This is a genomic window from Clostridioides sp. GD02367, from assembly GCF_045900275.1.
In the GTDB taxonomy this organism is placed as follows: domain Bacteria; phylum Bacillota; class Clostridia; order Peptostreptococcales; family Peptostreptococcaceae; genus Clostridioides; species Clostridioides difficile_A.
The window spans coordinates 1-15,781 of the sequence record NZ_JBJODK010000012.1; the positions used below are offsets into that span (position 1 = coordinate 1).

17 protein-coding genes and 1 other annotated feature are annotated in these 15,781 nt (G+C 28.8%); of the genes, 15 read left to right on the forward strand and 2 right to left on the reverse strand.

From position 1 onward, the window contains the following. Positions 1 to 110 precede the first annotated feature (110 nt). From Q3223_RS14610 to Q3223_RS14645, 8 genes are all read left to right on the forward strand, one after another. Positions 111 to 302, forward strand: coding sequence for a DUF378 domain-containing protein (locus Q3223_RS14610; RefSeq protein ID WP_021386455.1), 192 nt, complete (start codon positions 111 to 113; stop codon positions 300 to 302). 179 nt (positions 303 to 481) lie between these two features. Beyond that, positions 482 to 1,891, forward strand: a complete 1,410-nt coding sequence (locus Q3223_RS14615; protein WP_407812132.1) for an aminotransferase class I/II-fold pyridoxal phosphate-dependent enzyme — start codon at positions 482 to 484, stop codon at positions 1,889 to 1,891. 141 nt (positions 1,892 to 2,032) lie between these two features. Then, positions 2,033 to 2,722: a deoxynucleoside kinase gene (locus tag Q3223_RS14620; protein ID WP_167639854.1), complete on the forward strand. Its 690-nt coding sequence runs from the start codon at positions 2,033 to 2,035 to the stop codon at positions 2,720 to 2,722. A gap of 2 nt (positions 2,723 to 2,724) precedes the next feature. Next, a complete protein-coding gene (locus Q3223_RS14625; protein ID WP_074180066.1) occupies positions 2,725 to 3,660 on the forward strand; it encodes a DNA polymerase III subunit delta' C-terminal domain-containing protein in 936 nt (311 codons plus the stop codon). Beyond that, entirely contained in the window at positions 3,657 to 4,550 is an 894-nt protein-coding gene (locus Q3223_RS14630) for a stage 0 sporulation family protein (protein WP_167639855.1), read from the forward strand. The genes Q3223_RS14625 and Q3223_RS14630 overlap by 4 nt, the downstream gene beginning before the upstream one ends. Before the next feature lie 79 nt (positions 4,551 to 4,629). Further along, on the forward strand, positions 4,630 to 5,376 hold the full coding sequence (locus Q3223_RS14635; protein ID WP_074180125.1) for a tRNA1(Val) (adenine(37)-N6)-methyltransferase: 747 nt from the start codon (positions 4,630 to 4,632) through the stop codon (positions 5,374 to 5,376). Continuing rightward, a complete protein-coding gene (gene rsmI / locus Q3223_RS14640; RefSeq protein ID WP_407812133.1) occupies positions 5,377 to 6,210 on the forward strand; it encodes a 16S rRNA (cytidine(1402)-2'-O)-methyltransferase in 834 nt (277 codons plus the stop codon). It abuts the gene before it with no gap. A 22-nt stretch (positions 6,211 to 6,232) separates the two neighbouring features. After that, a complete protein-coding gene (locus Q3223_RS14645) occupies positions 6,233 to 6,937 on the forward strand; it encodes an HD domain-containing protein (protein ID WP_243194193.1) in 705 nt (234 codons plus the stop codon). Between the two features lie 187 nt (positions 6,938 to 7,124). Here Q3223_RS14645 and Q3223_RS14650 read toward each other — a convergent pair whose 3' ends face one another. Together Q3223_RS14650 and Q3223_RS14655 are read right to left on the reverse strand one after the other, a co-directional pair. Next, the gene (locus Q3223_RS14650; protein WP_021386461.1) at positions 7,125 to 7,553 is read right to left on the reverse strand and encodes an Lrp/AsnC family transcriptional regulator; all 429 of its coding nucleotides are present in this window, start codon (positions 7,551 to 7,553) and stop codon (positions 7,125 to 7,127) included. 36 nt (positions 7,554 to 7,589) lie between these two features. After that, positions 7,590 to 9,020, reverse strand: coding sequence for a nicotinate phosphoribosyltransferase (locus tag Q3223_RS14655; RefSeq protein ID WP_407812134.1), 1,431 nt, complete (start codon positions 9,018 to 9,020; stop codon positions 7,590 to 7,592). 131 nt (positions 9,021 to 9,151) lie between these two features. On the opposite strand from Q3223_RS14655, the gene Q3223_RS14660 reads away from it, so the two are divergent. The 7 genes from Q3223_RS14660 to Q3223_RS14690 all read left to right on the forward strand — a co-directional run bounded on the left by Q3223_RS14660 (position 9,152) and on the right by Q3223_RS14690 (position 15,774). Then, positions 9,152 to 9,736 carry a nucleoside recognition domain-containing protein gene (locus tag Q3223_RS14660; RefSeq protein WP_054271974.1) on the forward strand — a complete coding sequence of 195 codons (585 nt, stop codon included), beginning with the start codon at positions 9,152 to 9,154 and terminating at the stop codon, positions 9,734 to 9,736. 15 nt (positions 9,737 to 9,751) lie between these two features. Continuing rightward, complete coding sequence (locus Q3223_RS14665; RefSeq protein WP_407812135.1) at positions 9,752 to 10,273, forward strand: spore maturation protein; 522 nt, start codon at positions 9,752 to 9,754, stop codon at positions 10,271 to 10,273. 65 nt (positions 10,274 to 10,338) lie between these two features. Then, positions 10,339 to 10,587, forward strand: a binding site (T-box leader). 83 nt (positions 10,588 to 10,670) lie between these two features. Further along, the gene (gene metG / locus Q3223_RS14670) at positions 10,671 to 12,608 is read left to right on the forward strand and encodes a methionine--tRNA ligase (protein ID WP_054271972.1); all 1,938 of its coding nucleotides are present in this window, start codon (positions 10,671 to 10,673) and stop codon (positions 12,606 to 12,608) included. Positions 12,609 to 12,637: 29 nt separating this feature from the next. Further along, positions 12,638 to 13,408 (forward strand): TatD family hydrolase, encoded by a 771-nt coding sequence (locus Q3223_RS14675; RefSeq protein ID WP_407812136.1) that lies wholly within the window; start codon positions 12,638 to 12,640, stop codon positions 13,406 to 13,408. A 256-nt stretch (positions 13,409 to 13,664) separates the two neighbouring features. Then, positions 13,665 to 14,096, forward strand: a complete 432-nt coding sequence (phnG, locus tag Q3223_RS14680) for a phosphonate C-P lyase system protein PhnG (RefSeq protein WP_407812137.1) — start codon at positions 13,665 to 13,667, stop codon at positions 14,094 to 14,096. A 14-nt stretch (positions 14,097 to 14,110) separates the two neighbouring features. Further along, positions 14,111 to 14,686 (forward strand): phosphonate C-P lyase system protein PhnH, encoded by a 576-nt coding sequence (gene phnH, locus Q3223_RS14685; RefSeq protein ID WP_054271969.1) that lies wholly within the window; start codon positions 14,111 to 14,113, stop codon positions 14,684 to 14,686. A gap of 2 nt (positions 14,687 to 14,688) precedes the next feature. Beyond that, positions 14,689 to 15,774: a carbon-phosphorus lyase complex subunit PhnI gene (locus Q3223_RS14690; protein ID WP_407812138.1), complete on the forward strand. Its 1,086-nt coding sequence runs from the start codon at positions 14,689 to 14,691 to the stop codon at positions 15,772 to 15,774. Positions 15,775 to 15,781 lie beyond the last annotated feature (7 nt).

Consider the following 15,781-nt stretch of genomic DNA (forward strand, 5'->3'; position numbering starts at 1 on the left):
ATTTTTTGTAAAAAAAGACAAAAAATATGTATTTCTTTTTTTATTTCGGGGAAACTAAACACAGGAATTATGGACTATTATAAAAATTTAATTCTTGAGGAGTGATAGAAATGAAAAAAGTTGCTTTAATTTTAGCTATAATCGGTGCTCTTAACTGGGGAGGAATTGGTATCCTAGGTACAGATTTAATAGGTAGTATCTTTGGCGGAACATATGAAATGGTAAGTAGAATAATATACTTCATTGTAGGTTTAGCTGGATTATACTTAATACCAAGCTTAATGTCTGATGATAGAGAATAATTTAATTTGTACTTTTATATTAAAAACCTCATTCTAAATATTTAGGATGAGGTTTTTAATTTTATAAAAATCTTAATTTGTATCTTTTTTAATGGTAAAATAGATAAGAATTGAAGTTTTTAAAAAGATGTTTTATACAAGAAAGAAGTACTATGTGAAAAAAGGAGTATTATTAATATATGTTTATAATTAATGAATTAAGTAATATTTTAAATGATGAAGTAATATCTTTTCATATGCCTGGTCATAAAAAAGGCAGAATTTATGAGAAATTGGGATATAGAAATGTATTAGAAAATTTGTATAAAATGGATACTACTGAAATATTAGGAACTGATAACTTACATTCGCCAGAAGGGATTATAAAGAGTTCTCAGAAGAAAGCATCAAGAGTATTTAAAAGCGATTATACATGTTATCTAGTTAATGGGAGTAGTTGTGGAATACAGTCTGCGATAATGTCAGTGTGCGCTCCTAAGAGTAAAATAATTGTAAATAGAGATTGTCATCAATCTGTTATAAATGCATGCATTTTAGGAGATATAGATATAGAGTATATTTCTTGTGAGATAAGTGAAGATACGAATGTCTTAAAGGGAATATCCATAAGTAATGCGATTGATGTAATAGATAAAAATTTAGATGCAAAAGCAGTGCTTCTTACATATCCTACATATTATGGAATGACATATGATTTAGAATGTATTTGTAATTATGCGCATGATAAAAAAATGGTAGTGATAATAGATGAAGCACATGGTGCTCATTTAGGTCTTAGTGATAGACTTCCTAAAACAGCTCTTGAGCAGGGTGCAGATATAGTTGTACAAAGTACTCATAAAACACTCCCATCATTTACTCAATCATCAATGATACATATAAAAGGAAATCGAATTGACATAGATAGACTCTTAAATCTGTTGAGAATCACAGAATCCTCAAGTCCTTCATATATATTGTTATCTTCTTTGGAGTTAGCGGTAGATATATATGAAAATAAGGGACAAGAACTAATGAAAGAGCTTTTAAATAAAATTAGAGTTTTTAAAAACAATATTAATGAAAATATTGAGATATATGATACGAATGATAAAACAAAGATATTTATATCTTCTAAAAATATAGGTCTAACAGGTTATGAATTAGAAAATATTTTAAGAAATAAATACAACATACAGGTAGAATTATCTAATTATTATGGAGTCCTTTTAATATGTACAATAGGAAATAGTACTAAGGATTTCAATAGTTTAGAAACAGCATTGAACAATATTGTAAAAGAAGACTTTAGATTTACAAAGTTAGAAAATAAAGAATATCCCACTATTATTCCAAAGAAAATATTAACACCTAGAGAAGCATTTTATAAAACTAAAAAAAGTGTTAAAATATATGACAGCATAGGTAAAGTCTGTGGTGAATGTATAGTGCCATATCCACCTGGGATAAGCATAATATCTCCTGGTGAAATTATAAGTAAAGAAATGATAGATTATTTAATATTCTGTAATTCTAAAGGGATGGTTGTAAGTGGACTAAAAGATGTAGATTTAAATTTTATAGAAGTAATAGATTTAGAAAATATTTAAGTTTATAATACAAAGTTTAAAACTATAATGTGAAGTAAAAAACTTATAGTTGTAATGAGTAATATATAGAATATTTATATAAAGTTGTCTAAATAAAAATTATATTAAAAAGTAAAAAGTGTTTGTATGGAGGATATGAAAATGAAAGGTAAGTTAATAATTATAGAAAGTGGTTCAGATGCAAGTGGAAAGGCAACTCAGACAAAAAGATTATATGAAAGACTAAAAAAAGAAGGCTATATGATTAAAAAGGTAGAATATCCAAATTATGAGTCTCCATCATCTGCTTTAGTAAAAATGTATTTAAAAGGAGATTTTGGTAAAAATGCATCAGATGTAGACCCATATATAGCATCAACTTTTTTTACTGCAGATAGATATGCTTCATTTAAAACCGATTGGGAGGAGTTTTACAATGAAGGTGGAATAATTATTGCAGATAGATATACAACCTCTAATATGGTACACCAAGCTTCTAAAATGGATGTTTCTGATAGAGAAGCATATTTAAACTGGCTAGCTGATTATGAATTTAATTTATTTAAGATACCACAACCTGATTGTGTTGTATTTCTAGATGTTCCTATTGAGTTTAGTGAGAAACTCATGGAAAATAGAAAAAACAAGATTACAGGAGAAGAAGAAAAAGATATTCATGAAAGTGATATAGAGTATTTGAAGAAATCTTACAATAATGCTTTATATATAGCAGATAAATATGATTGGAAAAAAATAAATTGTGTTTCAGATAACGAATTAAGAAGTATTGAAAGTATACATAATGAAGTTTATGAAATAGTTCTTGATTCAATAAAATCTATGGAGAGATAAATATGTATTTTGAAAATATTATAGGTCAAAATTTTGCAAAGAAATACTTAACAAATTCTATAAAGAAAAATAAACTTAATAATGCGTATATGTTTGAGGGTATAGATGGAATAGGAAAAAAGAAGTTTGCTGATGAGTTGTCTAAGTTGTTGCTTGATTATGTAAATCTAGAAAATAGTCCAGATTATATACTCATAAAGCCAGATGGAAATAGCATAAAAATAGCCCAAATCAGAAATATGCAATCAGACATAGTAATAAGACCTCATAAGGACTATAAAATATATATAATTAACAATGCTGAGAAAATGACTGTAGAAGCCCAAAATGCACTTTTAAAGACACTGGAGGAACCTCCAGATTATGCTATAATAATCTTAGTTACAAATAACAAAGAATCTTTACTAGAAACTATAAAATCTAGATGTGATATAATAAAGTTCTCACCTATACCAATGGAAGATTTAAAAAAATATTTAATAGATACAGGTATAGAGGAAGAAAGAGCCCAACTATTAGCTACTTTCTCAAGAGGAAGTATTGAGAATGCTTTGAGTCTATCTCAGTCTGCTGAATTTTCAGTGATGAGGGACGATATACAACAGTATATTCAAGTAATGTTAGATAAAAACATAGTAGAGATTCTAAACATCCCAAATAATATGGAAAAATATAGAGGTAATATTATAAGTTTATTGGATATTATGATAAACTATTTTCGAGATATTATCCTGTTAAAAGAAAATGTGAACAAAAATATGCTAATAAATGTAGACAAGCTAGTTTTTATTCAAAATATGAGTGGAAAAATTAGTTATTCTCAATTGTCCAAAATTATTGATATAATAGAAGATGCAAAGAGTAAAATAAAGAGCAATTGCAATTTTAATATAAGCATACAAGTTATGTCTTTAAATATATACGAGGTGATTAAATGATAAAAATAGTAGGTATAAGATTTAAAAGTGCAGGAAAAATATATTATTTTGACCCTGTTGATTTTAATATAGAGCAAGATATGGATGTAGTTGTAGAAACTGCAAGAGGTCTAGAGTATGGAAAAGTGGTAGTAGGACCAAAAGATATGGACGAGAGCGAACTAGTTTCCCCTCTAAAACCAATCATAAGAATAGCCACAGAGGAAGATAAAAAAATATATCTAGAAAATAAAGAAAAGGCAAAAGAAACTTTTGAATTATGCCAACAAAAAATAAAAGAACATGAGTTAACAATGTTTCTAATAGATTGTGAGTATACATTTGATAGAAATAAATTGATTTTTTACTTTACAGCAGAAGGAAGAATAGATTTTAGAGAATTGGTAAAAGATTTGGCTGCTATATTTAAGACTAGAATAGAGCTTAGACAAATTGGTGTTAGAGATGAAGCAAAATCTATAGGAGGTCTAGGACCTTGTGGTAGAAAACTTTGTTGTTCATCTTGGTTAGGTGATTTTCAACCAGTTTCAATAAAAATGGCAAAAGACCAAAGCCTATCTTTAAACCCAACAAAGATATCTGGAATATGTGGAAGATTATTCTGTTGTTTAAAATATGAGCACGATGTATATAGTGAGGCGATAGAAAAAATGCCTATTGTAGGTGCACTAGTGCAATCGGATGATGGAAAAGGAAAAGTTGTAGAAGTAAATCCTCTATTAGAGCAAATTAAAGTAGAGTTTCAGGATAAAACTGTAAAGATATATACAAGAGAAGATATAAAGATACTTAGAGAGCCTAAAAAATGTGATGGCTGTGGTGGTAAATGCAAAGATAATGATGGATTAGATGAAGCTACACTAAGAGAGTTGAAGAAATTAGAAGATTAAATTTAAGGTAGGGCTTTTCCTACCTTTTTTAAAGCAAATAATACTTGAGGTTATTAATATTTGAGGAGCGTTTATGAATATGCAATTAAAAGATTCAGAAAGAATAGATGATTTACAATTAAAAGGTCTTAAACTTATACAAGATACTAATGGATTTTGTTTTGGTATAGATGCAGTTTTATTAGCTAATTTTACTAAAATAAAAAAAGATGCTAAAGTTGTAGACCTAGGTACAGGAACAGGTATCATACCTATACTGATAGCAGGTAAAAGTGAAGCTAAAAAAATTATTGGTGTAGAAATACAAGAAGATGTATATGAAATGGCAACTCGTTCTGTAAAATTAAATAGTCTAGAAGAAAGAGTTGAAATTATAAATGAGGATATAAAATCTATAGATAAAGTTTTAGATATAAATGGTTATCATGTAGTTACATCAAACCCTCCATATATGCATATTGATGGAATAAAAAACCCAAATGATAAAAAAGCTATATCAAGACATGAAGTAAAGTGTAATTTAGAAGATGTAATTAAAGCTGCATCTAGATTAGTTATGCCTAGAGGAAAGTTTTTTATGATACACAGACCAACAAGATTGGTGGATATAATAACTTTAGGAAGAAGATATAAACTAGAGCCAAAGGTTATCCAATTTGTGCATCCAAGACCTAAAAAAGCACCTAATTTGGTTTTGGTTCAATTTGTGAAAGATGGAAGACCAGAGCTTAAGATATTAGACCCATTGTATGTTTATGGAGAAGATGGGAATTATACAAAAGAACTAAAAGCAATATATAATAATGAAGATATAGGAGAGTTATAGATGAGTGGGAAATTGTACATATGTCCAACACCAATAGGAAACCTAGAGGATATAACATACAGAACTTTAAGAGTATTAAAAGAAGTAGATTTGATTGCCGCAGAAGATACAAGACATAGTATAAAACTTTTAAATCATTTTGAAATTTCAAAGCCTCTGACTAGTTATCATGAACATAATAAAGATTCAAAGGGAGATTATTTAATAAATAAACTTATTGATGGAGAAAATATAGCTTTGATAAGCGATGCAGGTATGCCTGGTATATCTGACCCAGGAGAAGAGATAATAAAGCAAGCTATACAAAATAATATAGAGATAGAAGTTTTACCAGGAGCAACAGCATTTGTAACTGCTTTAGTTGGCTCTGGTATGGATACACATAAATTTGTTTTTGAGGGCTTTTTAGATAGAGATAAAAAAGTTAGAAAAGGACAACTAGAAGAAGTAAAAGAAGAAAGTAGAACTATAATTTTCTATGAATCACCACATAGATTGAAGGATACACTAAAAGATATGTTTAAGATTCTTGGAAATAGAAAAATTTCCATAAATAGAGAACTTACAAAAAAATATCAAGAGATAATCAGAGAAGATATAGAAACTGTTATAAAAATATTTGATGAAAAAGAAGTAAGAGGAGAGTTCGTATTAATAGTAGAAGGCTTTCATGGTGAAAAGTCAAAAAAAGAAGATTATGATGCTCTTACGGATAGGGAATATGTTTTAAAACTAATTGAAAGTGGTATGAACAAAAAAGATGCAATAAAAATAGTTTGTAAAGATAGAAAATTAAAAAAGGATGTAGTTTATAAACAAGTTCTGGATTTATAAAACCTGAATCTGAGGTGATTTTATGGAAATAGAAAAAATTATAATAGAAAGTTTAAAGAGAAAAGATACACATAAAACGTTTATAGAGTTGGATAAAAAGGATGAACTGGAAAAAATAATACCTAAAGTAAAATGTATGAAGTCTGTAGGAGAATGTAAATATCATGTTGTTAATTGCTTTGAGCACTCTATAAATGCATTAAGAGAATTAGAAATCGTTCTAAATGATAAAGATTTTTTCCCAATACATTTAAAAGAACATGTGTTAAATTATTTAGATGAATATGTTGAGGATGGTATAAATAAGTTACATGCACTAAAGTTGGGAATATTTTTACATGATATAGGTAAGCCTGATAGCATGACTTTAGATGAAACAGGAAGAGTTCATTTTACAAATCATGAAAAAATAGGTGCTCAAATAGTAGACAATATGGGGATAAAGTTAGAGTTATCAACAGAAACATATAAACTTATAAGTAAATATGTAAGACATCACATGATACTTTTGTCTTTGTATAAGAAAAATGATTTGAGTAGAAAAGAATTAATTAATGTATTTAATCTAATGGGTGAAGATACTATAGGAATAATAATACTTGGATATGCAGATATAGTTTCTACAATAAAGCTATTAGGCAAAAGCGAAGAAGTGAGTGTGTTAAAGACATATATGGAATACATTCTAACAAATTACTTGTATAAAAGTAATTATACACATGTATAAATTTAGTCAATATAATTGAATTTTAAATGGTTAGTTAAAGTTTAAACTATGTAGATTTCAAAAACATAAAAGAAGTTGTCTTTGTTATAAAATTATGAAAGACAACTTTTTTTATATCAAAAATTGGAATTTCATTAAGGATACTTAATGGTCTATTAATTAATAAACCATTAGTATTTAACTTATATTACAATATTGATTTTGCTTGTATCGGTGTTGATAGTATAACAGAGGTCTTAGTAGAACCAATTTTCTTTATAGTATCAATCACATTTTCTAATTCGTACATATCTTTTACAATTACTTTTAGAAGTAAGCAATCATCACCTGTTATATGGTGACATTCTACAATTCTAGGGTCTTTTCCAGCTGACTCGATAAATTCTGTATATCCATTACTTGGAAGAGAAATATGAATAAACGCCTTTATAACTCTACCTAATGAATCTGGGTTAACAATAGCTTTATATCCTTCTATAACACCAGATTCTTCTAATCTTTTGACTCTTTCTGAAACTGCAGGAGAAGTTAAACCAACTATTTTTCCTAAGTCCTTCATAGAAATTCTCCCATCATCCTGTAAAATTTCTATGATTCTATAATCTGTAACATCCATAAATAAACAGTCCCCCTTAAATAAAAATAATTAATGCTATAAAACTTTTTTAGAATCTATCATTTTTGTTTTTAAATACCAAAGATCTTTAGATAAATCAACCTTATAAATGTGTGGTTTTGAAAGTCTTTTGTATTGTTCCCAGATAGTACTTAATTCATATTGTACATGATTTTTTATTTCAAGAACAGGTTTTTTATTATATTTGCATATTCCTTTTATATACAGTGGTTTAAGAAGCTCTTTAACTTTATATTTTGTAAATGTCTTCGTTTTCCATGTATATATAGGATGGAAGATTTCTAAAGGTTTAGATTCATCTATAACTTCATCATGTAACATAATTAAATCTGCCTCTGCTTTATTGTCTTCGTTATATATTCTTATAACTTTCTTGTAACCAGGATTATTTATTTTTTCTGGATTTTCAGAAATCTTTATCTTAGGTTCAAGAGTTCCATTTTCACAAGATGCAGCTAATTTGTAAACTCCTCCAAGAGAAGGTGAATCAAAAGATGTAATGAGTTTTGTACCTACTCCCCATGAATTTATAGTAGCTCCCTCTGCTTTAAGTGATGATATAGTGTATTCATCAAGGTCATTAGATGCAGTGATACTAATATCTGAAAAGCCAGCACTATCTAATTGTTTTTTTGCTTCTTTAGATAAATAAGCTAAATCTCCAGAATCTAGCCTTATACCCATAGGTTTGTATCCTTTTTCAGAAATATTTTTAAACACCTTTATTGCATTAGGGACACCACTGTTTAATACATCATAAGTATCTACAAGAAGTAAGCATTTGTCTGGATAAACATCAGCATATGCTTGAAATGCATCAAGTTCAGTATCAAATTTTTGTACCCAACTATGCGCATGTGTACCAATTATAGGAATATCAAACATTTTCCCAGCTAATACATTTGCAGTTCCAGTACAACCACCAACTACAGCAGCTCTAGCTCCATATATACCTGCATCAGCACCTTGTGCACGACGTAATCCAAATTCAAATACAGGGTCTCCTTGAGCTGCAAAGCAAACTCTAGAGGCTTTAGTAGCAATAAGAGATTGAAAATTGACTATAGTCAACAATGCTGTTTCAATAAGTTGAGCTTGATATAATGGTGCCTTAACAGTAATCAATGGCTCATTAGGAAACATGATAGTTCCTTCTTCAACAGCATATATATCTCCTGTGAACTTAAATTCTTTTAAAAACTTTAGAAATTTATCAGAAAATAAATTTAAGCTTTTTAAGTACTCTAAATCTTCATCTGAAAAATGAAGATTATCTATGTATTCAACAACCTGATCAATACCACAAACTATAGTATACCCTCCATCACAAGCGTTTTTTCTAAAAAACATATCGAATACAACAATGTCTTCGTGAATATTTTTTTCAAAATAGCCATTTAACATAGTAAGCTGATATAAATCAGTAAGAAGTGTTAGATTTCTCATTATTTCTCTCCTTAATTATTATTAAATATTAAAAATTATAAAAACTCCCACACTTATACTAAAACATAATATAGTACAACTTTCAAGTATAAAGTATTACCTAACTATCATAAAATTATTTAAAGAGGAGGATGATTAGGATAGGAAAAATATGGTTTTATATGGTATCAATAGGAATAATAGGAAGTTTGATTTCTAAAAATATGGGTGAATTAAATAAAGTTATATTGAGTGAGACATCAAAAGGTATAGAATTTGCAATAAGCTTAGCTGGTATCATGGCACTTTGGATGGGTGTAATGAATATTGCAAAAGAATCAGGTCTAATCGAAAAGATAGGTCAGAAATTAAATCCTATAATGAGAAGATTATTTCCTTCTATTCCAAAAGGTCACAAAGCAATGTCTTATATAGTTATGAATATTGCTTTAAATATGCTGGGAGCTGGAAATGGTGCAACAGCATTTGGTTTAAAGGCAATGAGCGAACTTCAAACTTTAAACAATAAAAAAGATACAGCAACTAATGATATGATTATGTTTATGGTAATAAATATATCATCTATACAGATAATTCCATTTACTATAATTAAACTAAGGATGGATATGGGAGCTCAAAATCCAAGTGAAATAATCTTTACAACTTTATTTGCAACCATTATATCTACAGCAATAGCGATAATAACGTGTAAATTTTTTCAAAAAAGATATAGATAAAGGGGATGTAGATACATGGAAGTATTTTCAAACTTACTTATACCAATAATAATTTTGTACATAGTAGTTTATGGTAAATATAAAAAAATAGATGTGTATGATAGCTTTGTAAAAGGAGCAATCGATGGGCTAAAAGCAGCTTGGGATATTCTACCATATATAATAGGAATATTTTTGGCAATAGGAATATTCAAAACAGGTAAAGGTCTTGATATGTTAGAATGGTTATTTACACCAATAGCAAATGTGCTTAGTATACCAAAAGAATTAATAGGTCTAATAAGTGTAAAACCTTTATCTGGAAGTGGTGCTTTAGGTATGTATAGTGAACTTGCAAATAGGGTTGGAATAGGTAGTTTAGTAGAAAAAATGGGAGCTACAATTGTAGGTTCTTCTGAAACTATATTTTATACAATGGCAATATACTATGGAAGCCTAAAGATAAAAAACACTAGACATACATTATCATGTGCTATGATTACTCATATTGCTGGTGTTATAGCAGCTGTTTTTATTTGCTATGTAATATTTGTATAATTTGTTGACAATGTGGGAAAAATTTTATAATATAGTGATTATATAGAAATAAATAGTAATATAAATTATAAGCTATGAAAAGAAGAGTAAATAAAGGTTTTTTCTATCAGAGAGCTAGATTAGGTGAAAGCTAGTGTCAAAAGCTTTATTGAAGATGGTCTTGGAGCTTTTTATCTGAGCATATATGCTAGGATAAAACGGTTGGGCACGTTATAGTCTACTAAGATGTCTATAAAGTGAATTTCTACATTTCATGTGAAACATAATTATTATAGATGAATTAGGGTGGTACCGTGAATAATCTCGCCCCTATGTTAGCTCATAGGAGGCGATTTTTTATTATTTCCATGAAATATTTATAAAACTAGAACGATAAAAAAATTAGGAGGTAAATAATATGAGCAAACCGAGTTTTTATGTAACAACACCAATATACTATCCAAGTGGAGGATTACACATAGGTCATACTTATTCAACAGTAGCAGCAGATACGATAGCTAGATTTAAGCGTTTCTGTGGATACGATGTAAAGTTCTTAACAGGAACAGATGAGCATGGTGAAAAAATCCAAAAGAAGGCTATAGAACAAGGAATGTCAGAGATAGAATATCTTGATGGAATGATAAAAGATATAAAAGCTTTATGGAATACTATGGATATATCTTATGATGATTTTATAAGAACGACAGAAAAAAGACATACAGACATAATACAAAAAATATTTACTAAATTATATGAGCAAGGTGATATATATAAAGGAGAATATGAAGGTAGATATTGTACTCCTTGTGAGAGCTTTTGGACAGAATCTCAATTATTGGAAGGAAATAAATGCCCTGATTGTGGAAGAGAAACATACTTAGTAAAAGAAGAATCTTATTTCTTTAGACTATCTAAATATGAAGATAGATTAAAAGAGTTATTTAAGGATGATAGTTTCTGTTTCCCTGCTGCTAGAAAAAACGAAATGGTAGCAAACTTCTTAGATAAAGGATTAGAAGACTTAAGTGTAACAAGAACGACTTTTGATTGGGGAATAAAAGTTCCTTTTGATGAAAAACATGTAATTTATGTATGGGTAGATGCTTTATGTAATTACATAACAGCATTAGGATATATGACTGACAATGATGAAGAGTTTAAAAAATATTGGCCTGCCAATGTCCAAATAGTAGGTAAAGAAATAGTGAGATTCCATACAATAATATGGCCAGCACTTTTAATGGCTTTAGGTTTAGAAGTTCCAAAGCAAGTATTTGGGCATGGATGGATATTATTTGCTGATGATAAGATGAGTAAATCAAAAGGTAATGTGGTTTATCCAGAGCCTATAATAGAAAGATATGGAATAGATACACTTAAATACTTCTTATTAAGAGAGTTTGCATTTGGACAAGATGGAAGCTATACTCATAGAAACTTTGTAACAAGAATAAATTATGATTTGGCAAATGATTTAGGAAACTTAATAAGTAGAACTGTGGCTATGGTTGAAAAGTACAACAATGGAATAATACCAACAGCAAAAGTTTCAACTGATTTTGATGCAGATTTAAAAGAACAAGCTGTATCAACTAGAGAAAATTTTGAAGCTGAGATGGATAAGATGCAATTCCATGAAGCATTAGAGAGTGTATGGAAATTAGTTAGAAGAACTAACAAATATATAGATGAAACTATGCCTTGGGCACTAGCTAAAGATGAAGCTAAGAAAGATGAATTAGACACAGTTTTATATAATTTATGTGAATCTATAAGAATAATCGCTACATTAATAAATCCTATAATGAATGAAACAGCTAATAAAATATATGAGCATATAGGAATAAAAGGTCAAGATGATATAACTACATGGGAAAGTACAAAGACATTTGGACTTATTGGCGAAAATGTAAAGGTATTTAAAGGTGAGCCTTTATTCCCAAGATTAGATGTAGAAAAAGAAATAGAAGAATTAACTGAGATGTTTTCTGGAAAACCTCCAGTAGAAGAAAAACCATTAGAACATAAAGCAGAAATTACTATTGATGATTTAGACAAAATAGAGCTTAGAGTAGGAAAAATAATAAGCTGTGAAAAGCATCCAAAAGCAAATAAATTATTAGTGTCACAAGTTAAACTTGGACCAGAAACAAGACAAATAGTATCAGGAATAGCTGAATACTATAAGCCAGAAGATTTGGTAGGCAAGGAAGTTACAGTAGTATGCAACTTAAAGCCAGTTAAATTAAGAGGTGTAGAATCTCAAGGTATGATATTAGCAGCAGGTGATGATGGAGACCCATATGTTCTACCATTTACACAAGGAGCTAAAGATGGATGCGAGGTTCGTTAATAGGCAATTAAACAGTAAGGAGATTAAAGATGTTATTTGACTCACACGCACATTTAAATGATGAAAGTTTTGATGAAGATAGAGATGAACTTATTGGTTCATTGAAAGAAAAAGGTGTAGATTTGGTTGTAAATCCAGGTGCGGATATAGAAACATCAATAACAGCAATTGAACTAGCAAAAAAGTATGATTTTATATATTCAGCAGTTGGAGTACATCCACATGATGTATCAAAGCTAGATGATACAGCAATAGATACTTTAAGAAAACTTGCAACTGAAAATGAAAAAGTTGTAGCTATTGGAGAAATTGGGTTAGATTACTATTATGATTATTCTCCAAGAGAAGAGCAAAAAGAGTGGTTCAAGAAGCAAATTGAGTTAGCTAATGAGTTAAAACTTCCAATAATAATACATGATAGAGATGCACATGGAGATACTTTTGAGATAATAAAAAACACTAAGAGTTCTGAAATAGGATGTGTACTTCATTGTTATAGTGGCAATGTAGAGTTAGCTAGAGAATATGTTAAAATGGGTTGTTATATATCAATTCCAGGAACAGTTACTTTTAAGAATAACAAGAAAACTAGAGAAGTAGTAAGAGAAATTCCTCTAGAAAGACTGTTTATAGAGACTGATTCACCATATATGTCACCAGAGCCACACAGAGGAAAGAGAAATAACCCTTCTCAAGTAGCCTTTGTCGCTGATAAAATAGCTCAAGAAAAAGGAATATCCTATGAAGAAGTATGCAGAGCTACAAAAGAAAATGCAAAGAAGTTTTTTAATATAAAATAAACAATTAAAATTTATAATGACATATGAAATGAACAATTTATAAGTACAAGATGAGTATACCATTCAGTTTGAATGGTATACTTTTTTTATTTCTAGTGACTTATTTTATCTTTTTAATATATATTTTCTTAACATTGTTAAAAAAGAATTTACAAGATATCCATTAGACTTAACTTAAACATAATATCTATTTAACTTAAGTTGTTTATTATATTCTTAGATAAGTAAACGAAAGGTAAATTAAGGAGGCAAAATCTTGTATACAGTTGATAGTACTAAGATATTGATAAATATGGATTTAGGAGAACTAGAAAAAATATATTCAATGATAAAAGATATATCAAGCATTTCTATAATCAAAGACCCTAACTTAGCTACAGTAATGGTAAGAGCTAATGAAAGTGTAAATAATACAACTTTTAATTTAGGAGAGATATTAGTTACAGAATGTAGCGTAAAAGTAGACGAAAGTTTAGGCTATGGAATAGTTGCAGAAAATGATAATAAGAAAGTTGTTTATTTAGCAACTATAGATGCAGTTTTACATAGCAATAACACTAAATTTGATGAGCTAAAAAATTATATAAATAAAAGTGTATATGAAGAGAACTTGAGATATGAGCAAGAGATTATTGATGAGTTTAGCTTAATTAATAAAACAAAAGTTCAATTCAATACTATGGATTAAATAGGAGGAGAGTCATGGTAAATTATACACAAGAAATATATAGAAAACTGCTAGATAGTGCTTCATTTCCTGGGAAATTAAATAATATAGATAATATAAATATAGAAAATAATACAAAACTATCAAATGGAGCAATTGGTATAGCAATTACTCTATTAGACCAAGAAGTTACCTTCTATGTAGAGAATCATACACAAGAAGATATAAAAAATATAAGAGCACTTACAATGTCAAATCAAGCAGATTATAAAAGGTCAGATTATATATTTTTAGATACTAATTCAGAAATAGATATACTAGAAGTTAGAATAGGTTCTTTTGAATACCCTGATGAGAGTGCTACCATAATACATCAAGTAAATGATTTATCAATAGATTATCAAACTAAGTATATAAAGCTTGATTTAAGTGGTCCTGGTATAAAATCTAAAAATAGTCTCTATTTACATGGCATTAAAAAAGAATTTCTAGAGAGGTTGTCTACTATAAATAAAGATTATCCAATAGGAGTAGATTTAATTTTAGTAGATAAAAAGGGAGAACTTGCTTTTATACCAAGGTCATCAAAATTAAGTTGGGAGGTACTATAACAATGGCTTATGTAGCAGTTAAAGGTGGAGAAGAAGCTATATTACAGGCTAAAAATATACTTGAATTTTATAGAGTAAAAGGAGAGAGTTTACCTATAGATGTAAAGCAGATTAAGGAACAGATGTCTTATGCTGTAGACAAAGTAATGTCTGAAGGAAGTTTATACAATAAGGAATTATCTGCCTTAGCTATAAAACAAGCTCAAGGTGATATATTAGAAGCATCTTTTTATATAAGAGCTTTAAGGTCAACAATGCCTAGAGTTACATATTCACAACCTATAAACACAGAAGAAATGAGAATAAAGAGAAGAATATCAGCTACATTTAAAGACATACCAGGAGGGCAATACCTTGGAGCAACAAGAGATTATGAGAATAGAATACTAAATGTAGAATTATTAGAAGAAGATGAGAAAAAGAATAGAGAATTTAAAAATAATTTTATAAATGAATTAGAAAAAGTAGATGAAATCCCTAAGTTTACAAAGATATCTAATATATTTAGAGAAGAAAATTTATTGCAAGAAGAAGTGTGTTCAGATAAATCAGAGGAAGTGATAGATGATATTACAAGGAATAGTCTAAGATTTCCAGTTTCTAGGTCAGCAAAATTACAGGCTTTAACTAGAGGTGAAAGTGGAGTAGTATCAGGATTTGCTTATGCTATTGTAAGAGGGTTTGGTGATGAACATCCATATATAAGTGAACTTAGAACAGGTAATGTATCTGTAAAAATAAAACATCCAATCTATGAAGATGAGCAAATAACAATAGGTGATATGTTGGTTACTGAATGTGAAATAGTATCCAAAGCATCACAGAATAAGACTGAAAATTCTAAAAACGATTTGGGAGATAAAAATAAAATGTCTTTAGGATATGGTCTTTGTATGGGGAACAATGAGAATAAGGCTATATCTATGGCTATACTGGATAAATCTCTAGAACCAAATAGTGAAAAACTAGCACAAGATGAAGAATTTGTATTACTTCATATAGATGGAATAGATTCATTAGGATTTATATCTCACTTTAAACTTCCTCATTATGTAGATTTTAAAGCGGATGTAGAAAGAATAAAATAGTTTATGG